At 70.4% G+C, this 21626-nt stretch carries 20 protein-coding genes; 4 read left to right on the forward strand and 16 right to left on the reverse strand.

Annotated features, from left to right (window positions below):
• The first annotated feature begins 84 nt into the window (after nucleotides 1–84).
• From ACQP1N_RS26135 to ACQP1N_RS26145, 3 genes are read left to right on the forward strand one after another with little or no spacing between them, the layout of a single operon-like run.
• A complete protein-coding gene (locus ACQP1N_RS26135; protein ID WP_084263407.1) occupies nucleotides 85–672 on the forward strand; it encodes a hypothetical protein in 588 nt (195 codons plus the stop codon).
• A 34-nt stretch (nucleotides 673–706) separates the two neighbouring features.
• Entirely contained in the window at nucleotides 707–1504 is a 798-nt protein-coding gene (locus tag ACQP1N_RS26140; protein WP_067805617.1) for an SAM-dependent methyltransferase, read from the forward strand.
• Between the two features lie 38 nt (nucleotides 1505–1542).
• Nucleotides 1543–2097 (forward strand): HXXEE domain-containing protein, encoded by a 555-nt coding sequence (locus tag ACQP1N_RS26145; protein ID WP_433227276.1) that lies wholly within the window; start codon nucleotides 1543–1545, stop codon nucleotides 2095–2097.
• A gap of 68 nt (nucleotides 2098–2165) precedes the next feature.
• On the opposite strand, the gene ACQP1N_RS26150 is transcribed toward ACQP1N_RS26145, so the two are convergent.
• On the reverse strand, nucleotides 2166–2927 hold the full coding sequence (locus ACQP1N_RS26150) for a TioE family transcriptional regulator (RefSeq protein ID WP_433227278.1): 762 nt from the start codon (nucleotides 2925–2927) through the stop codon (nucleotides 2166–2168).
• A gap of 81 nt (nucleotides 2928–3008) precedes the next feature.
• Between ACQP1N_RS26150 and ACQP1N_RS26155 the strand changes: the two genes are divergently transcribed.
• Complete coding sequence (locus tag ACQP1N_RS26155) at nucleotides 3009–4160, forward strand: erythromycin esterase family protein (RefSeq protein WP_433227280.1); 1152 nt, start codon at nucleotides 3009–3011, stop codon at nucleotides 4158–4160.
• A gap of 15 nt (nucleotides 4161–4175) precedes the next feature.
• On the opposite strand, the gene ACQP1N_RS26160 is transcribed toward ACQP1N_RS26155, so the two are convergent.
• From ACQP1N_RS26160 to ACQP1N_RS26230, 15 genes are all read right to left on the reverse strand, one after another.
• Nucleotides 4176–5420, reverse strand: a complete 1245-nt coding sequence (locus ACQP1N_RS26160; protein ID WP_433227282.1) for a DUF222 domain-containing protein — start codon at nucleotides 5418–5420, stop codon at nucleotides 4176–4178.
• Nucleotides 5421–6238: 818 nt separating this feature from the next.
• The gene (locus ACQP1N_RS26165; protein ID WP_433227284.1) at nucleotides 6239–6868 is read right to left on the reverse strand and encodes an HNH endonuclease family protein; all 630 of its coding nucleotides are present in this window, start codon (nucleotides 6866–6868) and stop codon (nucleotides 6239–6241) included.
• Between the two features lie 366 nt (nucleotides 6869–7234).
• Nucleotides 7235–8068 (reverse strand): MaoC/PaaZ C-terminal domain-containing protein, encoded by an 834-nt coding sequence (locus ACQP1N_RS26170; protein WP_433227286.1) that lies wholly within the window; start codon nucleotides 8066–8068, stop codon nucleotides 7235–7237.
• Nucleotides 8065–9240, reverse strand: coding sequence for a lipid-transfer protein (locus ACQP1N_RS26175; RefSeq protein WP_067806183.1), 1176 nt, complete (start codon nucleotides 9238–9240; stop codon nucleotides 8065–8067). Before ACQP1N_RS26175 ends, ACQP1N_RS26170 begins: the two co-directional genes overlap by 4 nt.
• 28 nt (nucleotides 9241–9268) lie before the next feature.
• Nucleotides 9269–9700: a MaoC family dehydratase gene (locus ACQP1N_RS26180; protein WP_433227289.1), complete on the reverse strand. Its 432-nt coding sequence runs from the start codon at nucleotides 9698–9700 to the stop codon at nucleotides 9269–9271.
• On the reverse strand, nucleotides 9697–10767 hold the full coding sequence (locus ACQP1N_RS26185; RefSeq protein WP_433227291.1) for an acyl-CoA dehydrogenase family protein: 1071 nt from the start codon (nucleotides 10765–10767) through the stop codon (nucleotides 9697–9699). The genes ACQP1N_RS26180 and ACQP1N_RS26185 overlap by 4 nt, the downstream gene beginning before the upstream one ends.
• Nucleotides 10767–11813 (reverse strand): bifunctional MaoC family dehydratase N-terminal/OB-fold nucleic acid binding domain-containing protein, encoded by a 1047-nt coding sequence (locus ACQP1N_RS26190; RefSeq protein ID WP_433227293.1) that lies wholly within the window; start codon nucleotides 11811–11813, stop codon nucleotides 10767–10769. The genes ACQP1N_RS26185 and ACQP1N_RS26190 overlap by 1 nt, the downstream gene beginning before the upstream one ends.
• Nucleotides 11810–12973, reverse strand: a complete 1164-nt coding sequence (locus ACQP1N_RS26195; RefSeq protein WP_067806195.1) for an acyl-CoA dehydrogenase family protein — start codon at nucleotides 12971–12973, stop codon at nucleotides 11810–11812. Before ACQP1N_RS26195 ends, ACQP1N_RS26190 begins: the two co-directional genes overlap by 4 nt.
• Nucleotides 12974–13005: 32 nt before the next feature.
• The gene (locus ACQP1N_RS26200) at nucleotides 13006–14676 is read right to left on the reverse strand and encodes an AMP-binding protein (protein WP_433227295.1); all 1671 of its coding nucleotides are present in this window, start codon (nucleotides 14674–14676) and stop codon (nucleotides 13006–13008) included.
• Complete coding sequence (locus ACQP1N_RS26205) at nucleotides 14669–15868, reverse strand: NADH:flavin oxidoreductase (RefSeq protein WP_067806199.1); 1200 nt, start codon at nucleotides 15866–15868, stop codon at nucleotides 14669–14671. The genes ACQP1N_RS26200 and ACQP1N_RS26205 overlap by 8 nt, the downstream gene beginning before the upstream one ends.
• Nucleotides 15869–15957: 89 nt before the next feature.
• A complete protein-coding gene (locus tag ACQP1N_RS26210; RefSeq protein WP_433227298.1) occupies nucleotides 15958–16311 on the reverse strand; it encodes a hypothetical protein in 354 nt (117 codons plus the stop codon).
• 6 nt (nucleotides 16312–16317) lie between these two features.
• Nucleotides 16318–17085 (reverse strand): ABC transporter ATP-binding protein, encoded by a 768-nt coding sequence (locus ACQP1N_RS26215; RefSeq protein ID WP_433227300.1) that lies wholly within the window; start codon nucleotides 17083–17085, stop codon nucleotides 16318–16320.
• On the reverse strand, nucleotides 17078–17827 hold the full coding sequence (locus tag ACQP1N_RS26220; protein ID WP_433227302.1) for an ABC transporter ATP-binding protein: 750 nt from the start codon (nucleotides 17825–17827) through the stop codon (nucleotides 17078–17080). Before ACQP1N_RS26220 ends, ACQP1N_RS26215 begins: the two co-directional genes overlap by 8 nt.
• Complete coding sequence (locus ACQP1N_RS26225; protein ID WP_433227304.1) at nucleotides 17820–20060, reverse strand: ABC transporter permease subunit; 2241 nt, start codon at nucleotides 20058–20060, stop codon at nucleotides 17820–17822. The genes ACQP1N_RS26220 and ACQP1N_RS26225 overlap by 8 nt, the downstream gene beginning before the upstream one ends.
• Nucleotides 20061–20155: 95 nt before the next feature.
• Nucleotides 20156–21565 (reverse strand): ABC transporter substrate-binding protein, encoded by a 1410-nt coding sequence (locus tag ACQP1N_RS26230; protein ID WP_067797987.1) that lies wholly within the window; start codon nucleotides 21563–21565, stop codon nucleotides 20156–20158.
• Between the last annotated feature and the right edge of the window lie 61 nt (nucleotides 21566–21626).

A 21626-nucleotide genomic window follows, 5' to 3' on the forward strand; every position in this document is an offset into this window, starting at 1 on the left:
GCGCGCCGCGCACAGCCGCCATCGTCGGTCGTGGTCAAGGACGGCACGACCCGAGCCGTCCCGAGCACGGGAGGGACCGCGCAGATGGCGGCGGCAGACGTGAAGGACCGCGCGGGAACCCGGGCCCGGCCGGACGCCCGGTTCCGGCTCGGCAGGAGATGGCGGAAGACGACACTGATCGTGCACCTCGTGTCCGCCGGAGCGTGGATCGGGATCGACGTCATGGTGGCGGTCCTCGTCCTGACCGGACACTTCGGCGCCACCGCCGATGTGCGCGGCCTCGCCTACCGGGCACTGGCGACGTTCGTCGTGTGGCCGATGCTGACGTCCGGTCTCATCTGCCTGGTCACCGGGCTGATCCTGGGCCTCGGCACACGCTGGGGGCTGCTGCGCCACTGGTGGGTCGCGATCAAGCTCGTGCTCAACCTCGTCCTGTGCGCGCTCATCCTGCTGCTCCTGCGTCCGGGCATGGACCAGGTCGGCGACTACGGCCGGACCCTGACCCCCGGCGCACCCGAACCGGAGTTCATCTCGAAGCTCTTCTACCCGCCCGCCGTGTCGCTCACGGCACTGACCCTCGCGACCGTCCTCTCCGTGGCCAAACCGTGGGGACGCGTCCGGGACCGGCATCCCGGAAAGCGGGACAGGTACCCTGCGCCCCGGCAAGACTGAACACGGCAGTGATCAACACGCACGGGAGCAGTCCATGGACGAGAAGGCGCCGCCCAAGATCGATACGACCGTGCCCCACCAGGCCCGGGTCTGGAACTACTTCGTCGGGGGCAAGGACCATTACGACGTGGACCGGGCGTTCGCCGAGCAGCTCCTCCAGGCGTATCCGGGGTTCGACGCGGTGCCGCGGTACTCCCGCGTCTTCCTCGGACGGGCCGTCCGGCACCTCACCGGGGAGGCCGGGATCAGGCAGTTCCTCGACATCGGGACCGGGCTGCCCACGCACGACAACACCCACGAGGTCGCGCAGCGGGTCGCGCCCGACTGCCGGATCGTGTACGTCGACAACGACCCCCTCGTCCTGACGCACGCCCGCGCGCTGCTGACCAGCACGCCGGAGGGCGCCTGCGACTACATCGACGCCGACGCCCGTGACCCCGAGAGCATCCTGCGGGCCGCCGCCGCGACCCTCGACTTCGGTGAGCCGGTCGCGCTGATGCTCCTCGGCGTCCTCGGCACGATCCGCGACGACGAGGAGGCGCTCGCGATCCTGCACCGCCACCTGGACGCCCTCGCGCCGGGCAGCTACCTCGTCCTGGAGGACGGCACCAGGACGGTCCGGCCGGACGCCGCCGAGGAGGCCGACCGCGTCCGGGACGAGTCCGGCTACGACTACGAACTGCGCACCCCGGAACGCATCGCCCGCTTCTTCGACGGCCTGGAACTCCTCGACCCCGGCGTGGTCTCGGTGTCACGCTGGCGCCCCGAGCCGAGCCCCTTCGAAGAGCCCCCCGAAGTCGACGCCTTCTGCGGCGTGGCCCGCAAGCCCTGACCCGGCCCCGCGTGATCGTTTCTGCCAGACTCGACGGCATGATGCGAGACGCCGGAATCGGGCTGCTGATCGCGTGGATGGTGCACGACGCGGAGGAGGTCGCGGTCGGGCCGCGCTGGATCCGGGCGCGGCTACCGGAACTGCGCGAGCGCTTCCCGCAGGCGCCCGCCGGCGTGTGGCGCTGGATGGAGTCCGTCGACGAACGCGAGTTCGCCATGGCCGTCGCCGTCATGGGAACGCTCGTCGCAGGCGCGGCGGCCGACGGGCAGCGCACGGGCGGTCGATCGGCCATGTACCAGGCCGCGCTCACCGGATTCGGGCTGCACGGGCTGGTGCATCTCGGGCAGGCCGCCGCACTGCGGCGGTACACCCCCGGCTCGGTCACGTCGGCGCTGGTGGTCATCCCCTACACGGTGTGGGCACGCGCGCAGTTGCGGCGCCGGGGCATCCTCCGCCCCACCCGGCCACGGGACGTCACGCGGGGCCTGGCACTCGCCGTGGCCGGTGTCGCCGGCGCCCACCTGCTGGCCCACCGCCTGACCGCCCGCCCGGGTGCGGCCCGCACTGCCGGGGACCACGCGCGCATCTCATAGGCTCCCGCAGTGCGGACTCCCGCGCCCCTACCGGCGAGGCGAGCGGGGGGCGAAAGGTTTCACGGCCATCACTTAGCGGACGGCCGTGACCGGTGGCCCGCGCCCTGCTGGGGCACGGCACGGTCGAGCAAGCTCAGATAGTCGCTGAGCTGTGTGGCCGCGTTGAGCATGGCGAGACCTCGCGCGGTCAGCTTTCGCTGCCACTCGTCCAGGGCACCGGACAGCGCGTCGGTGCCGCCGGCCGTCCGGATCTGCTGGACCACGGTGGCTATGTAGCCGAGCAGGTAACCTCCGCGCCGGAGCAGGTGGGCGAGCTCGGCGTCGCGGATGTCGCTCGCGCGGAAGACGCGGTACCCGGTGGCCGGGTCCCGCGCGGGGGCGAGGATGCCGGCCTCCTCCCAGTTGCGCAAGGTCGCCGGGGTGACACGGAGCCGGTGTGCGAGTTCGCCGATGGTCCGGGCAGCGGAGTCCGCCGGCTGCTCCGGAGCGGCGCCGGGCTCCGCCGTCAGGTGGTCCACCGCCTGCCTCACCGCATTGAGGGTCTCCCGGTCCCGGAGCAACTGCCCGTGACCACGGTCGATGACCGACAGGGCGGCGTCGAGGCCGTCCTCGTGAAGTGCGTTCATGATCTGCCCTCCGGCCGCGTGCCCGTACGCCGGGACGAGCGAGAGGTAGGCGCGGAGGGCCGCCGCATGAACCTCGGTGTAGATCCGGTAACCGCTGCGTGTGCGCTCAGCGGGCGGGATGAACCCGTCCCGCTCGTAGTTACGGACCGCCTGGGTCGAGATGCCGTGCTCGCGCGCGAGGTCGGTTGGCCGCAAGGTAATCACCCGTTTGAGACTTTACAGCAATAAACTCCACCCAGAACAGCCAAAGTCTCAATCGACCTTTCAGAGATACGATTGAGACTCATGATTCACCACATCCGCGACTTCGTCACCCCGTCATGCGCCCTCCTGGCGCTCGGCGAGCCGACGCACCGGGCCCCGGCCTTCGGGTGGGCCCGCAACGAACTGTTCGCCCAACTGGTCGACCACGGCTTCCGGTCGATCGCCCTCGAAACCGATCGCGTGGCCGCGCTCACCGCGAACGACTTCGTCCAGGAGGGAGCCGGAAGCCTCGACACGGCGATGAGCCAAGGCTTCTCCCACGGCTTCGGCGACCTGGACGCCAACAGGCGGCTGATCGCCTGGATGCGCGACTACAACGAAGGCCGGCCCGCAGAAGAACGACTGGCCTTCCACGGCTTCGACGCCCCGATGGAGACCCTCAGCGCTCCCAGCCCGCGGCCCTACCTCGAACACGCCCGCGACTACCTGAAACTCGACCTCGACCTCACGAGCCTCGTCGGCGACGACGAACGGTGGAGCCGCTCGGAGGCGATCTTGGACCCGGCCATGTCACCCGGCGCCACCCCCGAGGCCGAGAGGCTGCGATCGATCGCCGACGACATGCTCGTCACGCTCTACGCGCGCACGCCGGAACTGATCGCAGCAACATCACGCGCCGAGTGGTTCAGGGCCAAGACACACCTCACCGCGGGTCTCGGCCTGCTGCGGTATCACAAGCAGTCGGCACAGCGCCTGGAGCAGAGCGCGCGGGTGTCCCGCCTGGCCGCCACCCGGGATGCGCTCATGGTCCAGAACCTCCTGGACATCCGAGACATCGAGGCCCGGCGGGGCCCGACCCTGCTCTTCGCCCACAACGCCCACCTGCAGCGAACCCCGTCCAACATGCGCATGGCGGACATGGACCTCACCTGGTTCGGCGCCGGCGACATCGCGGGGTCCCTGCTGGGCGATCAGTACATCTTCATCGCCGGCAGCCTGGGCCGCAGCGAACCCATCGGCCTTCAAGAGCCCGAACCGGACACCTATGAGGGCCATCTGCAGCGCCACATCACCACCTGGGGCCTGACGACGCCCACCATGGTCACTTCCGCACGCACGCGCACCGACACCACCCCGGAGCAGGGATACTTCCCTCTCGACCAGGCGATCCTCGACGGGGCTGACGCGGTCCTGCACATCAGCGACGGCACGACCATCGTCACCCGCTCATAGGACGGCCCCCGCCGGTCACGCGGCCTGGAGCCAAGGCGGCGGACGTCCGCCTGCGGCGATCGTTCTTTCTCGGGGCGCGGGGACGCGGTAGGTGTAGCGGCCGTTCGCGTCTTTGGCTATGTGAAGCCGGTCGGGCCGAGCGTGCTTGAACCTGTTGTGCCATCCGCAGCACAGGGCGAGCCGGTCGATGTCGGTGGGGCAGCCGAGGACCCAGCCGTCCACATGGTCGACCTCGCACAGCGTTCCCGGAACCTCGCACCCCTGCACGGCACACGTCGGGTAGAGGGTTTCGAGGACTTGGCGTTGGGCACCGCTCGCGAAGCGGACCCGGTATCCGAGGTACAGCGGGACGTTGCCCGGACCGAGGAGGAGGGGTGAGACTCCGGCGTTGAGGGCGATGCGGCGGGCCTGCTCGGCGGGAATGGGGGTGCCGTCGGTCAGCCTGGCCGGGGCATCTCCGCCGGTCAACGTCTCCAGGTCGCAGATGACGGTGACCTTGGTGGCCTTGTGCCCGCCCGACAGGACACTCGTCAGCGCCGCCGCCGTCCGCTCGGACAGGTCGCGGTGGTCGTCGGCCCCGGCGGGTTTGGCCAGCGGCCCGAGCGTCCCGTCCCAGACGGCGGCGTCTTCGGCGTTCAGCCACCCCTTGATGTAGCGGCCACCGTCCAGCGAGCGGGTGGAGTCGATCCAGGAACGCTCGTACCCGCGCCGGGTGTCGGCATCGGGAACGGCTTCGGTGCCGTCGCGCTCGGCAATCACATCACGGATGCGTTTACCGAACGTGGCGACCTTTCCGGCCGAGAAACCCTGCTCCACCATGCCCAGCAGAATGTCCTCGGCCGCCCGGCAGTCGGTGTCGTCCAGCCGGGCGATCGCATCGGCGATGGTCGCGGCGTACCCGAAGGACAGGTCACCGGTGGCCCAGCGGTCCGACACCTCCGCAAGACGGTGCCGTTGCCGTGCCAACGTCAGCCGCTCCTTGGCGCGGGCCTCGCGCATCCCAAGCCGGGAGCGCAGCCAGCTGCGGGTGGAGGGATAACCCCACCGTTGCACTTCCCGGCCGGCGTCAACGACACCGACGAATCCGGCAAGGGCGGCCTCTTGCATGTCACCGGCGGCGGCGAGGGTCTCGGCGAGTTCCATGCAGGCCGCCGGAGATTCCGGCGGAGTGCGGCGAGCGAGCTCGGCCGCAATCGCCGACGCGGCGTTCACCAATTCCATGGTGGACGCCTTCGCCAGGTCGATCGCAACCGCTTCCATACCCCCATTTTATCCACCCACCCCCACCCCCGCATTCCAAATAAGGCTTGAATTTTGTCACCACAAAGACACACCAAAATTTGACGACATCCAACAAAACGGCAAATAAGAAAATTCGGACACCGGTCACCACTTCGATAACCACGGACTCGACAGCAGACGAGTAACGACCACCCCGGCGATCGGGACATCAGGTCGTTAACGAGAGGCGCAATGACACCGGTCATTCAACGGTTCTTGGCTGGCGGTGGGGGCGGCGCGTCGGGCAGGGGGCAGGCGGAGCCTGCCCGACGAAAAGCTGCACCCAGGGGCCGCAGAGGCTCCAAAGTCAAGGGTGGGACGAAGTCCCATCGCGAAGCGACGCCGAAGGCGCCCTTGACTTTGGAGGGGCGGCCCCGTACGCAGCGCCGCCCCCACCGCACGACAACGAATATGCCTTGCACGATCAGGCCCACAGCCCCAGACGAAACCAAAAAGAAAGCTCTCCATCAATCCGACCGTATCGCCACCCCAAAAGACAACACCGTCTCATGACCACCACCTTGCGCACCTACGACAACGGAGCCGTCCAGCCAGAAGAAATTGATCCAATATTGCATGGCCAGACAAGCGAAAATCACACATGCGATCTACACCCCGGTAAGCGAGCCGCGACACGAGATCAAGGCGACGGCGGTGAACGGGCACCGGATCGGGGGACGCCCGGCTCGGCCGCCGCCAGCCCCGGCAGAGGCATCCGGCCTCGTAGACGCGACGACCACCGGATGGCCGGTCGGCCGCCCGGTGGTCGCCTCACCGGACGGTGCGGCGCGGCGATGTCAGCAGGTGCCGAGCATCGAGGTGAGGGCGCTCTTCTCGGCGCTGTCGACGGTGAGGCCGTAGTACCACTTCACCTGGACCCACGCGCGGGCGTAGGTGCAGCGGAACGCGCTGCGCGGCGGCTGCCACTCCGCGGGGTCCTTGTCGCTCTTGGCCTGGTTGACGTTGTCGGTGACGGCCCACAGTTCGGGGCCGCCGAGGTCGTTGGCGTACGCCTGGCGGCGGGACGTCGTCCAGGCCCAGGCCCCGGACGCCCACGCCTCGGCGAGCGGCACCATGTGGTCGATGTCCAGGTCGGACGCGGCGGTCCAGGTGGCGCCGTCGTAGGGCGAGTACCAGCGGCCGGACGTCGGGTAGCAGGAGGAGTCGGTGACGACGTTCGTGCCGTCCCGTTTGAGCACGGTCTCCCGGGTGTTGCACGTCCCGGAGATGGTGATCCAGTGCGGGAACAGTGTCCGATCGTAGGTGCTGGCGTGCGATTCGGCGGCGACGGTGAGTTCGGCCAGGCGGCTCGCGGCCGTGGCGGCGGACGGGATGTTGGGCGGGGTGGCGGACGCCGGCACGTCCAGGACGGCGATCAGCGCCGCGCTCAAGACGGCCGGGAGCAGGAACCGCAACAGACGTCGCATCGGGGGGAGCCCTTCCGCGACCGTTCCGGCCAGGGCGGGGGGCGCCCCGAGGGGGGACCGGAAACGGCGACACTGCGACGGTGACATTTACGGCAAACATGGATAAATATCACGCTTTGCCCAGATAGGGACCCGCCGTTGGTCGGATGCTGCCGTACGTCCCGCCCCTCATCCCCCGCGACCTGCGACGTCATTGCCGGTGATGCGGCGGATATCGCCGGCGGCGCGGCAGAGGAAAAAGCGCGCACCGGTCTCGCGCCCATCAGCAGACGCGAGACCGGTTCTGCCGGTCAGACGAACCCTCAGCCTGCCGGCCAGGCGAAACAGCCTCGGCCTGCCGACCAGGCGAAACCCTCGGCCTGCCGGTCAGGCGAAGCGGACCCGGCCCGCGGAGATGACCGTCTTTCCGTCCACCGCCGCTTCGAAAAGGGTCGCCTCGGCGTCTTTCCAGGTGTCGATCTGCAAGGCATCACCAGGGAACACAGGGGCGGCGAAGCGTCCTTCCAGTTCGGTCAAGTCCGCTGGGTGCGCACCCAGAGACGACGCCAAGGGGAGGGTCATCGCCGCCAGGGTGCACAGGCCGTGCATGATGGGGCGCGGCATTCCGGCCGTCTTCGCCGCCTCCGGGTCTATGTGCAGGTGATGGCGATCGCCCAGAAGGCGGTAAAGAGCCGCCTGATTGGGGGCCGTCCGGACGGCCAGTGAGCCGGTCGGGGACGTTTCGGGACGCCGACGGGCGGAGGGGCCCCGGTCACCGCCGAAACCACCGCGGCCGGGGGCGAACAGCGACCAGGTCGCTTCGAAGTATTCGCTTTCCACCGCCACGTCGAAGACCGCCGCCGAGCCCTTGTCCCAGACTTCGGCCACCCGGGCCTTCATCTCCACCGAGCCTGAGCGCGGGAGGGGTTTCAGGACGCGGAGACGCTGAGTTCCGTGGACGGCCGTCCGGATGTCGAACGCGCCGGCCGAGCCGAGAGCGTCCGGGGCCCACTGGGCGAGGGTCAACGCGAACGTGGGAAGGACGCGAAGGCGCTCCTCGAAGACCAGGTCCAGGTCGGAGGCGTCCGCGCCCACCGCGAGCGCGTAGAGGATGGGACGCGTCTCGTCGTAGGTGACGGTCTTGGTGCCGAGCTCTCGGCCGCGCCATTCCCCCGTGCTCCCCATGGAGGGGCCGCCCACCGGCTCGCTCCGCCCGCTCACGCGTCCGCTCCCAGGATCAGGCCGCTGGTGGGGACGCCCGTCCCGGCGGTGACCAGCACGTTGTGGACGTCACCCGGCTGGTTCACCGAGGTGCCGCGGATCAGGCGGACGCCCTCCGCGATGCCGTTCATCCCGTGGATGTACGCCTCGCCGAGTTGCCCGCCGTGGGTGTTGAACGGGAGCCGCCCGCCCAGTTCGAGGTTGCCGTCCGCGACGAAATCCTTGCCTTCACCCTTCGGGCAGAAGCCCAGCTCTTCGAGCTGCGGCAGCACCAGAGGCGTGAAGTGGTCGTAGAGGATGGCGGCCTGGACGTCGCCCGGCGTCAGGCGTGACTGCGCGTAGAGCTGCCGTCCCACCAGCCCCATCTCGGGGATGCCGGTGATTTCGGAGCGGTAGTAGCTCGTCATCATGTGCTGGTCGTTGCCGGACCCCTGCGCCGCCCCCCAGATCAGCGCCGGAGGATGCGGCAGGTCGCGGGCCCGGTCGGCGGAGACGACGACGAGCGCCTGCCCGCCGTCGCTCTCCTGGCAGCAGTCCAGCAGCCGGAGCGGCTCGGCGATCCAGCGGGACGCCTGATGGTCCTCCAGCGTGATCGGACGCCCGTAGAACCACGCGGCGGGGTTCTTCGCGGCGTGCGCCCGGTCGATGACGGCGATGCGGCCGAAGTCCTCGCTCGTCGCGCCGTATTCGTGCATGTAGCGGCGGGCGAACATGGCGACCCACTGGGCGGGGGTCGACAGCCCGAACGGGGTCATCCACGAGTAGGCGGCGCGGTCCGCACTGACGTCGACGGGCCGGTCCGCCTGGCCGAGGCCGTACCGGGTCCCGGACCGCTCGTTGAACGCGCGGTAGCAGACGACGACGTCGGCGACGCCGGTCGCGACGGCCATCGCGGCCTGCTGGACGGTGCCGCAGGCCGCGCCGCCGCCGTGCCCGATGCGGGAGAAGAACTTCAGCTCGCCGATGCCGAGGTTCCGCGCGATGTGGATTTCGGAGCTGGTGTCGGCGGTGAACGTCACCATCCCGTCCACGTCGGACGGCTGGAGACCGGCGTCGGTGATGGCGGCGAGCACCGCCTCGCAGGCGAGCCGCAGTTCGCTGCGGCCGGACTCCTTGGAGAACTCGGTGGCGCCGATCCCGGCGATCGCCGCCGCCCCCGGCAGGACGCTCATGCCGCGCTCCCTCGCAGTTGCAGGACGCTCATGCCGCGCTCCCCTGTGCTCGTTCGGCGGGCAGTTGGACCACGACCGCGCCGGTGACGTGCGGCCCGATCCGGTTCACGCCGCGCACGGCGATCTCGACCCGGCCGCCGGACCGCTTGCCGGTGACGGTGCCGGTCAGGACCATCGTGTCGCCCGGGTAGTTGGGCGCGCCGAGCCGGATCTTGATGGCCTTCACGACGGCGGCGGGCCCGGCCCAGCTCGTCACGTACCGGTCGACGAGGCCGTTGGTCGTCAGGATGTTCATGAAGACGTCCTTGGAGCCGCGTTCGACCGCGAGCGACGGGTCGTGGTGGACGTCCTGGTAGTCGCGGCTCGCGATCGCGGTCGCGACGATCATCGTGCGGGTCAGCGGGATGCTCAGCTCGGGGAGCTCCTCCCCCACCGCCACGTCCTCGTACCGCCGGTTCACAGGGCGGCCCCCAGCAGGTCGAGGTCGAACGACGCGCCGCCGAGCGTCCCGGAGATCTGCTTGCCCCACAGGAAGTGGCGGTGCACCGGGTAGTCGACGTCCACGCCGATGCCGCCGTGCAGGTGCTGGACGCGGTGGACGACGTTCAGCCCGCCCTCGTCCGCCCACCATTTGGCGACCAGGACGGCGGTCTCGGCGTCCTCCCCGGCGGCGATCAGGGAGACCGCGTGCCAGAGGCAGACGCGCAGCGCGTCGATCTCGATGTAGCAGTCGGCGAGCTGGTGCTGCGCGGCCTGGAAGGTGGCGAGCGGACGGCCGAACTGCTCGCGTCCGGCCAGGTAGTCGGCGGCCATGCGCAGCGCGCCGTCGGCCACGCCGACCTGGAGCGCGGCCAGCGAGACGCGGACCGCCCGCAGCACCGATTCCAGCGCACCGGGGCCGAGTGCCTGCGCCGGCGCGCCGTCGAGGGTGAGGTGCCCGGCGACGTCCCGGCCGGTGGTCTCGGCGCGCTCCCAGGACCCGGCGGACGTCTCGACCAGGAACAGGCCGGGCCCCTGCGGGGACGACGCCGAGACGAGCACGTGACTCGTCCCGAACGGCGTGGGCACGACGGCCTTCGTCCCGGTCAGCAGCCACCCGTCGCCGTCGCGGACGGCCGCGCACCGCGGCGCCGCCGGATCGGACGGCCCGAACTCCTCCAGCGCGACCGTCAGCCGCGCGGTCCCGTCCAGAACGGAGGGCAGGACCTCCTGCCGCACCGCCGGCCCGTGCGAGGCGAGCGCCAGGGCCGCGACGACGGCCGGCCAGATCGGGACGGGTGCGACGGTGCGCCCCTGCTCCTCCAGCAGGACGGCCAGCCCGGCGATCCCGAGCCCGGCCCCGCCGGCGGATTCGGGCGGCGCGACACCGAGCAGGCCCGTTTCGCCCAGTTCCGCCCACAGGCTCTCGTCGAAGCCCCGCTCGGACTCCTCCGCGGCCTTGATCCGCGCCTGGGTGGCCCGGTCGGTGAAGATCTGCCGGGCCAGGTCCCGGACGGCCTCCAGTTCCTCGCCGAGGGTGAAGTCCATCAGCGCTCCTTAGCGTCAGCGTCGGCCGGACGGAACGCCGGCAGGGACAGGTCGGGGTCCGGGTCGATCCAGTCGAGGACGACGGCCATGCCGATCTCCACGTCCGCGGGCTCGACCCCGGTCAGGTTCGTGATCAGCCGGGTGCCCTCGGTCAGCTCGACCACCGCGATGACCAGCGGGTAGCCGAACGCCGGGTGGCGGGGGTGGTGCGCGACGACGTAGCTGTAGACGTGGCCTTCGCCCTTCGCCTCGACGGTGTCCCATGCGAACGAGCCGCACTGCGGGCAGCAGGGGCCGGGCGGGTGCCGCAGCGACTTGCAGTCGGCGCAGCGCTGGATGACGAGCCGGTGCTCGCGCGCGGCCTCGAACCAGAACGCGTTGTCGTGATTGATCGCGGGCCGGGGCCGCAGCGGCCTCGCCTCCGCCTCCTCGCCCTCCGGCTTCCCGGCGGGCTTCCCAGCGGGCTCCTGGGCGGGCTTCTCGGCGGGACGGAAGCGCAGCAGCCGCCACCGCTGCGTCGCGACGACCTCGCCCGCCGCGTCCCGGTAGGTCCGGACGGTGGTGATGAAGCGTCCCGCGCCGAGCCCGGTCTTCTTCTCCGGGGAGATCGCCTCGACGACCTCCTCGACGCTGACGCGGTCGCCCGGCACCAGCTCGCGCTCGAACTCGAACTCCGAGTCGGTGGCGACGACGGAGGTGTACCCGCCCTCGGCGAGCAGTCCGGTCAGCTCGTCCATCCCGGTCGGCTCCCCGTCCGGGCGGACGGACGCCGCGTATCCGCGCATCGTCCATGCCTGCGCCATCGACGCGGGCGCGACGACGCCGTCCCGCCCGGCCTCCCGGGCGGCCGACTCGTCCAGGTAGATCGGGTTGTCGTCCGCCATGGCCTCGACCCAGTGCCGGATCATGGGGACGTTCACCGGGTCCTGCCCGAAGCGCCGGGTCAGCAGTTCCCGCCCGACCCACGCCTGGAGCCTGTCCTCGTACTCACCGGAGCGCGCACCGGAGCGCGCATCGAAGTGCCCACCGGAACCGTGATCGCTCATGACCGCCTCGACCTCGGCAGACCCAGCCCCTGGACGGCGACCATGTCGCGCAGCACCTCGTTGACGCCGCCGCCGAACGTGTTGACGATGCCCTGCCGGGACAGTTGCTCGATCTGCCCGTGCAGCACCGCGCCCGGCGATTCGGGCCGGATCCGCCCGGCCGCCCCGAGGATGCCGGTCAGCGTCCGCTGGACGTAGATGTGCGTCTCCGTCCCGTACGCCTTGGCGGCCCCGGCCTGCGCGCCCGTCAGCGTCCCGGCCTCGACCGCCATGGTCATCTTCCAGTTCATCAGCCGCATCGCCTCAAGCCTGGCGTGCGTGCGGGCGAGGTCGGCGCGCACCCAGGGCAGGTCGAGCGCGCCGTTCTCGCGGGCCCAGTCCCGGACGTCCTCCCACAGCCGGATCATCCGGCCGCCGAGCGCGGCGAGCCCGATGCGCTCGTGGTTGAGCTGCGTGGTGATCAGGTTCCAGCCGCCGTCGACGTCCCCGACGACCGACGACGCGGGCACCCGGACGCCGTTGTAGTACGTCGCCGTGACGACCATCCCGCCGACCGTCGGGATCGGGCTCCAGGAGAACCCCTCCGCGTCCGTCGGGACGATCAGGATCGAGATGCCCTTGTGCTTCGGCGCGTCCGGGTTCGTGCGGGCCGCGAGCCAGATGTGGTCGGCGGTGTTGGCTCCGCTGGTGAAGACCTTGCTGCCGTCGATGACGAAGTGGTCGCCGTCCCGGACGGCCTTGGTCCGCAGCGAGGCGAGGTCGGTGCCGGCGTCGGGCTCGGTGTAGCCGATCGCGAAGACGACGTCGCCGGACAGGATGCCGGGAAGGTACTTCTTCTTCTGCTCGTCCGTCCCGAACCGCATCAGCGTCGGGCCGACCGTGTTGACGGTGACGAACGGGAACGGCAGCCCGGCCCGCTGCACCTCGTCGAAGAACACGTACTGCTCGGCGACCGACCTGCCCTGCCCGCCGTACTCCTCCGGCCAGCCGTAGCCGAGCCAGCCGTCGTTGCCGAGCATCTTGACGATCTCGCGGAACTGGTCGCCGCCCACGCCCTGCTCGCCGGCCCGGCGCCGCACGTCCTCGGGCAGCAGGCCCGCGAAGTACGCCCTCAGTTCCGCGCGCAGCTCGCGGTGCGCGTCGGACTCACGCAGATCCATACCTGCCCTTTCGTGAACTCACGGGAGAAAACTCACGGGAGGAAACGGCGGCGGCCGGCGGCGATGAACTCCGCGCGCAGCGCCGCCTTGTCCGCCTCGGTCATCAGGACGTATTCGGGCGCCCCCGCCCCTTTGACCGCGCGCCCGGCCCACCGGAACACGGGATCGGTGGTGCGCCAGCCGTCGAGCTGCAGTTCCTTCTTCTTCAGCTTGCCCGAGCCGGTCGTCGGCAGCGCGTGCGAGACCCGCACGAACCGCGGCGCGCCCTTGGTGCCGAGGTCGTCCTGGACGGCGAGGAACGCCGCGAAGTCCAGGTCCTCGAACGCGACGCCGGGCGGGATCTCGATCGCGGCCATCACCTGGTCGCCGGAGCGCGGGTCGGGGACGCCGAACGCGACCGCGTCCACGATCTTCGGGTGGCGGCGGACGACGTTCTGGGTGAGCAGCGCGGAGATGTTCTCCGAGTCGACCCGGATCCAGTCGCCGGACCGCCCGCCGAAGTACAGGAACCCGGCCTGGTCGATGTAGCCGAGGTCGCCCGTCCAGTACCAGCCGTGCCGCACCCGCTCGGCGTCCGCCTCGGGGTTGTTGTAGTAGCCCTCGAACCTGGCGGCGCCGTGCACGTCGACGATCTCGCCGACGGCGGCCTCGGCGTTGGTGACGCGGCCGTGCTCGTCCAGGATCGCGGGCGCGCAGGTCTCCAGCGTCTCGGGGTTGACGATCCGGACGCCGTCGTGGGCGGGGCGCCCGAACGCGGTCGGCGGCGCGTCCGCCGCCCGCTTGATCATGCCGGCGCTCTCGCTGGAGCCGTAGCCCTCCATGAGCGTCGCACCGAAGCGGCGCAGGAACTCGGCCTTGTCCTCGGGGGACGCCTCCGTGCCGAACCCGTGCGTGAGCGTGTTGTCGCCGTCGTCCGGGCGCTGCGGCGTGGCGAGGATGTAGCCGATCGCCTTGCCGACGTAGTTGAAGAACGTCGCGCCGTAGAACCGGACGTCCGGCAGGAACCCGGAGGCGGAGAACCTGGGCGCCAGCACGACGGTCGCGCCGGCCGCGAGCGACGGCGCCCACAGCGCCATGAGCGCGTTGCCGTGGAACAGCGGCATCGAGCAGTAGCAGACGTCGTCGCGTTTGATGTCGTACTTGGCGCTGTTGTTGCGGCCGAGCTCGGCGAGCCTGCCCTGCGAGCAGCGCGCCGCCTTGGACGCGCCCGTCGTCCCGGACGTGAACAGCAGCAGCATCTGCGTCTCGGGGGTGACCGGCTCGCCGGCCGCGGGCTCGCAGGCGTGGGACGCGACGAGCGCCGGATAGCCGTCATCGTCGATGAGGAGGAAACGGTCGCGCGGGACGCCGATGTCGAGCCCGTCCAGGAGCTTCAGCCCGGCCCGGTCGGTGACGAGGAGCTGGAGGTCGGTGTGGCGGACCTCCTGCTCCAGGTAGGCGCCGGTCCGGGTCGAGTTGATGCCGACGATCGTGGCGCCGCTCAGCGCCGCCGCGCCCAGCCACAGGACGTACTCGGGGACGTTCTCCAGCAGCACGCCGATGTGGAACGGGCCGTCCCTGCGCAGCTCGCGGGCCAGTGCCCCGCGGGCCGCGCTCTCCCGGACGACCTCGTCCCACGTCCACGTCCGCTCGCGGCTGCGCAGCCCGGGACGGCCGTCGCCCAGCCTGGCCAGCAGCAGCGCCGCGATCGTCTCGTCACGCACTCGCGCTTCCCCAGGCCGGTTCGGTGGACAGGACGCAGTGGGTGCCGCCGTAGATCGCGGTCATGCACTTGTTGCAGTGGATGCACAGCGACCTGGTGTCCGGCTCGTCCTTGATCCGGTTGATGAGGTCGGGTTCGCGCAGCAGGGCGCGGGCCATCGCGACGAACTGGAAGCCCTCCGCCATGGCGGTGTCCATGCCGGCCCTGTCGGTGACGCCGCCGAGCAGGATCATCGGCAGCTTCACCGCGGCGCGGATCTGCCGGGCGTCCTTGAGCAGGTAGAGGTCCTCGTAGGGGTAGGACTTCAGGAAGTGCCTGCCGACGAGCTTGATCCCGAGCTTGGTCGGCTGCTTCATGACGGAGGCGAACTCGTGCAGCGGGGCTTCGCCCTTGAACAGGTACATGGGGTTGAGCAGGGAGCTGCCGGCGGTCATCTGGAGGGCGTCGACCGAGCCGTCGGCCTCCAGCCACCGCGCGACCTGGACGGCCTCGTCCAGCCAGAAGCCGCCGGGCACGCCGTCGTCCATGTTCAGCTTCGCGGTGATCGCGATGCGGTCGCCGACGGCGTCGCGGACGGCGCGGCCGATGTCGCGCGCCAGCCGGGCGCGGTTCTCCAGCGACCCGCCGTACTCGTCCTTGCGGTGGTTGACCTTCGGGCTGAGGAACGAGCTCGTCAGGTAGTTGTGCCCCATGTGGATCTCGACGGAGTCGAACCCGGCCTCGATCGCCATCCGGCCCGCCCGGCCGTGCGCCTCGACGACGCGCGCCAGGTCCGCGTGCGTGGCGGCCTTCGCGACGGTCTGCGTGGTCAGGTGGAAGTGGCGGCTGGGCGCGAGCGCGGGCAGCTTGTTGCTCTTGGGGTTGGCGACCGGACCGGCGTGCCCGATCTGCGCCTGGGCGGCCGCTCCTTCGGCGTGCACGGCGTCGGTCAGCTTGCGCAGGCCGGGCAGCGCCTCGTCCCGCCAGTGGATCTGCCTGCGGTCGGTGCGCCCCTCCGGCGCGACCGCGCAGTACGCCACGGTCGTCATCCCGACGCCGCCGCGCGCGTGCCGGACATGGAAGTCGATCAGCGCATCGGTGACCTGGCCGTCCTTGGTCAGCCCCTCGTACGTCGCCGCCTTGATGACGCGGTTGCGCAGCGTGACGGGCCCCAGCTTCGCCGGTGCGAGCACGTCGGGCTTCGGGTCGTTCATTCAGAGTCCTCCATCCGGACTAGACGTTAATCAGCGGGATGTCCGGGCACTCCGGACATCCCGCTGACCGGGAGCGTCGACCGCCGTGGCTATCCCCTGTCGCGCAGCGCGGCGGCGATCTGGTCGGCCTGCGCCTGCTGCTCGACGAGCTGGCGCAGCAGCCACAGCCGCAGGACGCGGGTGACGGCCGCGGCGAGGTACAGGGCCGCGCCGAGGACGGTCACCGCCAGGAACCCGACGGCGAGCGTCTGCAGCGAGCCCACGTCCCGCATGTCGTCCTTCGTGAGCGAGACGTTGTAGGCGATGAAGACGCCGGCGACACCGGCGACCATCGCGACGATCCCGGCGATGCGGAGCATCCCGTCGTGGCGGGACTGGTCGGTCTTGAGCTTCTGGTTCGCCACGTCGTCCTTGAACCGCCGGCGTCGTTCCTCGGTGAGCATGCGGGGTCAACCTCCCAGGTAGTCGCTGGACAGCCGGTCTTCGATCTCGCCGGGCGGGCCGGCCGCCACCACGCGCCCGTGCAGCATCAGCGCGGCGGTGTCGGCGATCGGCAGGATGGCGCGGGCGAACTGCTCGGCGACCAGCACCGACAGTCCGCCCTCGACCAGCTCGGCGACCGTCTCGTACATCCGGGAGACGATCATGGGCGCGAGGCCCATGGACAGTTCGTCGAGCAGCAGCACCGCCGGATCGGTGCCGAGCGCGCGGGACAGCGCGAGCATCTGCTGCTCGCCGCCGGACATCGATCCGGCGAGCTGGTGGCGGCGCTCGCCGAGGATCGGGAAGCGGGCGTACGCCTTCTCCTCCAGGTCCTCCAGCCGGGCGCCGGTTCCGGTGGCGGCCCACAGGTTCTCCCGCACCGTCAGGTTGGGGAAGATCCCGCGGCCCTCGGGGATGGAGCACACGCCGAGGCGGGCCGCGTCCTGCGCCGAGATGCCGTTCACCTTGCGTCCCGCGAACCGCAGTTCCCCGCCGGTCGGCGGATGCAGGCCCGCGCAGACGCGCATCGTGGTGGACTTCCCGCCGCCGTTCGGGCCGAGCAGCGCCAGCAGCGAACCCGGTTTCAACGCCAGGTTCACGCCGTGCAGGACCTCGATGGCGCCATAGCCCGCGCGGACGTCCACCAGTTCGAGCAGCGGCACGGCGTCCTGCGCGGTGCCCCGCCCGGCGGTGTCGTCGCCCGCCGTGCGCGGCTCCGGAATCACCTCACTCATGTGACGCCTCCTCTGTGCCGATGTAGGCGGCGATGACCTCCGGGGAATCCTTGATCTCCGCCGGCGTGCCGGACGCTATGAGCGCGCCGTAGTCGAGCACGTGGATGGTGGAGCACAGCTTCATGACGAGCGGCAGATCGTGCTCGACAAGGCAGATCGCGAGACCCTCGCCGGCGAGGCCCGCGAGCATCTCCGCGAACGCCTCTGTCTCGCGTTCGGTCTGGCCGGACGCGGGCTCGTCCAGCAGCAGGACGCGCGGTGAGGTCATAAGCGCACGCGCCACCTCCACGACGCGGGCCCGTCCGATGGGGATGTCGGACACATCGCGGCCGGCGATGTCGGTGAGCCCGGTCCGTTCGAGGATCTTGTCGGTCTCCTCGTCCAGGTCGAAGCGCTTGCGGGTCGAGCTGCGCAGGATGTCGCCCGCGACGCGGACGTTGTCGCGGACTGAGAGCGACAGGAACAGCTCCATCCGCTGGAACGTCCGCGCCATGCCGCGGCGCGCGCGCTTGGCCGGGGACAACTTGGTGATGTCGGCTCCGTCCAGCATCACTTGGCCGGACGCGGGCTTCTGCAAGCCGGTGATGGTGTTGAACATCGTCGTCTTGCCGGCGCCGTTAGGGCCGATCAGCCCGGTGATCTGCCCTTCGGTCATGGCGAGGCCGACATCGTTCACGGCGGTGTTGCCACCGAACCGGACGGTGATGCCCCGCGTTTCGAGCAGGGGGTCGCTTTCAGGCACGGGCCACCCCTCCCTTCTCAAGGGCCGGCAGGCCGAGTTCGCGGTCGAGCCGTGCGCGCAGTTCGTCGGTGTAGGGCTCGTCCACGCCGATCAGTTCCAGCGGCGCCGGACGGGCGCGCCGCTCCCCGTCCCCGCCCCGCTCCTCCAGGTACATGCGCCCGAAGACGGGGAGGAGCATGATCACCGACAGGGCGGCGAGCGCGAACGTCCAGGTCCCGATCACGCCGGTCAGCGCGAGGACGTACAGCACCGCGCCGAGCGCCCCCGCCCCGTACAGGACGGGTCCGGCGCCGCGGACCGCCCGGTAGCCCTCGATGAGGTCGTGCACGAAACCGCTCGGGTTCTTGCCGACGCCCATCCCGAGCAGCGCCGTGCTGACCACGATGAGGTGACCGAGCGTGGTGTAGACGGTGGCCATGCCCGCGTTCTCCAGCGCGAGGTCGTTGAACGTCGCCACCAGGACGGTCGCGCCGACGCCCGCCATCAGGCCGCCGAACAGGGCACCGCTGATGTAGCCGGTGCCCGCCACCACGACCAGCATCAGCAGGGACAGGCTGCCGACGAACGAGAAGTTCTCCTGGGCGACGGTGCCGGTCGCCGCCGACATCAGCACGCCGCCGAGTCCCGCGATCGCCGCGGAGATCATGAAGACGCTCAGCTTCAGCCGGACGAGGTTCTGCCCGAGCATCGCCGCCGCGGCCGGGCTGTCCTTCATCGCCGCGAGCCGCCGCCCGTATCCGCTGCCGCGCAGGGCGGCCAGCCCCACCGCGATCAGCACGAAGAGCACGGTCGCGGTCATCAGGGACGTCGTCCCGTCCCGCAGGTTGAGCGGGCCGATCCTGAGCGGCGGGACGACCAGCGACCCGCCGGGGAAGAGGGTGAACTTCATCCCGAACAGCTCGTGCTCGGTGGTGTCGCGCAGCACCATGTTCGACAGGAACTCGCCGAACGCCATCGTGGCGAGGGCCAGGTAGAGGCCGCGCAGCCGCAGCGCCGGCAGCGCGACCAGCCCGCCGATCAGCGCCGCCGCGGCCACCCCCAGCAGCACGCCCTGGATGCTCATGTAGGACGCGAGGCCGGTGCCCGCCACGCCGACGTGGAACGCGACCACGGTCGCGACCGCGCCGAACGCCAGCGGCGCGAGGTTCAGCTCGCCCGCGTAGCCGGTCAGCACGGTCAGCGACAGCGCGATGATCGCGAACGTCATGCCGAGCGCGAACGTGGTGACGGCGCCGTCCGACAGCAGCAGGCTGTACAGGTACACCACCGCGATCAGCACCGCGCCCCACACCGCCGCCGAGCGGACGGTCGGCACCCGGTACCGCTCGCGGGTCCGGATCGCGGCCCCGCGCAGCCGGTCCTGCGGCAGCACCACCAGCACCACGAACAGCACGATCATCGGCAGCGAGACGCGCAGGTTGCCGGTGAACGTGCCCGCCGACGGCAGGTAGGCGAGCACGTAGTTGGCGGCGAGGCCGAGGACCATCGCCCCGGCGAACGTGCGGGGGATGCTGCGCAGCCGGCCGAACATCGCCGCCGCGAACGCGTCGATCACCAGCAGGGTCAGCGCGTTCGCGTCCAGCCCGCCGCCGCTGATGGGCACGATCAGCACCCCGGCGAGGACGGCGAGCGTCGAGCCGAGCGCCCATGACAGCATCGCGGCGCGCTCGGGGTCGTGGCCGCTCAGGCGCAGCAGGTCGGGGTCGTCGACCGAGCCGCGCATCACCACGCCCGTCCGGCTGCGGGTGAACAGCACCCGCAGCCCGACGGCGATCGCCACGGCGGCGACCAGGCAGACGATCTCGTGGTACCGGACCACGACGCCCGCCACGGTGATCTTCGCGCCCGCACCGAAGAACATGTCCACGGTGTGGGCCTCGTCCGGGTTCCAGATCCACTGCGCCAGGTACACGGTGCCGAGCAGCACCGCCACCGTCACGATGATCTTCGTGACGTCGGCGGTGCCGCGCAGCCCCCGCATGATGGCGGTGTGCAGCGCCGCACCCATCGCGGGACCGACGAGCCCGACCACGACGATCAGCGCCGGCCAGACCGGCCAGCCCCACCGTTCGGTGAGGTGCCAGTACAGGAACGTGCCGAACATCGCCTGCGCACCATGGGCGAAGTTGAAGATGCCCGAGGTGTTGTACGTCAGTACGAGCCCCGAGGCCGCGATGAAGTACACCGATCCCAGGACCAGGCCCAGGGTGGTGTAGGTCAGGAACGTCGTCATGTGTTCACCGTCATGTGGTCGCCGTCATGTGGTCGCCGTCATGTGGTCGCCGTCATGTGGTCGCCGTCATGTGGTCGCCGCCTCCGGCGGTCGGATCAGGAGGACTGGGGCTTGATGACGTCGCCGGTCAGGAACTTCGTCGCGATGCGGTCGTCGTTCAGCTTCGTCCCCCAGCTCTTCGGGTCGGTCTTGACCAGGTACTCGTCGCTGCAGTCGAACTCACCGACGTTCTTCGGGTAGACCTGCTCGTACTTGGTCTTGTTGAGCTTCACCATCAGCGAGCAGGAGCCCGGCTTGTTGGCGCCCGGGTCGGTCGGCGTGTGCAGGCCGCCGCCCGTCCACTCGTGCACCTTCGACAGCTCGTTGATGACGCACTGCCGGGTCAGGTCCGAGCCGCACTTCTGCGCGGACTGCGCCCACAGCAAGAACGCGGAGGTCGCCTGCATGCCGAGCATCGCGACCTTGCCCTTCCTCGCGTTGACGAGGTCCATGTACTGCTTGACCGCGGGGATCTTGCCGGCGTTCTCCAGCGGCTGGAAGAACATGCTCACATGGAGGTTGTCACCGGCGCCCGCGGTGTTCCACTGCGCGACCTGCCGGCTGTACCAGGTCGACTCGAACACGTACTTCGGCTTCGCGCCGACCCGCTCGATCGACTCCAGCAGGCTGAACTGGCCCGGGTCGGGCGAGTCGGACGACCACAGGTAGCCCGCCCCGCACTTCTTGATCTTCTCGGCGAACGGCATGTAGCTGCTCTCGCCCTTGTCGTTCAGCCGGACGCCGCACTTCAGCGGCTTGACGCCCATCCCCCGCAGGGCGCTCTCGATCTTGCTGGTGCCGGTGCTGACCGCCGGGGAGGTGGACAGCAGGATGTCCGTCTTGTCCTTGAAGTCGGGGAACAGCTTCTCCGCGATGCGCAGACCGCCGATGTTCATCAGGTCCACCGGGTACGGGACGGCCTCGTACTTCATCGGGCCCATCGTGGCGTTCGGGCCGACCGTGAACCCGGCGACCGTCGGCAGCTTGCAGCCGACCCGGTACTGCTCGGCGGCCTCGTCCATCGCGAAGCCCTGCCCGACGAGCATGAAGTCCTGCTTGCAGGACTCCTGCATCACCTTCGCGGACTGCATGTAGGCGGCGTCGTACTGGTTGCCCTTGATCTTGCGCCCGTTGATGCCGCCCTGCTTGTTGCACCAGTCGATCATCGCGGCGACGGCGTCGCCCATCTCCTTGGACAGGCCGGGCGCGGCGGTGAAGCCGCGGTCGTCGCCGAACCCGATGCTGATCTGGTCATCGGTGACGCCCTGGTCGGTCTTGCCCTTGGCGTCGCCGGGGCCGCACGGGGACGGCAGCGTCCCGAACGACTTGCTCGCCCCGGCCTGGCCGCCCGAGCCGTTCCCGCCGGACGTGCCGTCCGTGCCCGAACGCTCGCTGGAACAGGACGCGGTCACGAGTGCGACCGCCAGGGCGCCTGCCGCGAGGCGCCCGATCTTGTCGACCTTCATCGGTCGTACTCCTTTCACCGCACAGCGGTGCTGTTTCAAGCAGGCGGGGGACGGGGTTGTG

Source organism: Actinomadura formosensis (assembly GCF_050948385.1).
Classification (GTDB): domain Bacteria; phylum Actinomycetota; class Actinomycetes; order Streptosporangiales; family Streptosporangiaceae; genus Spirillospora; species Spirillospora formosensis.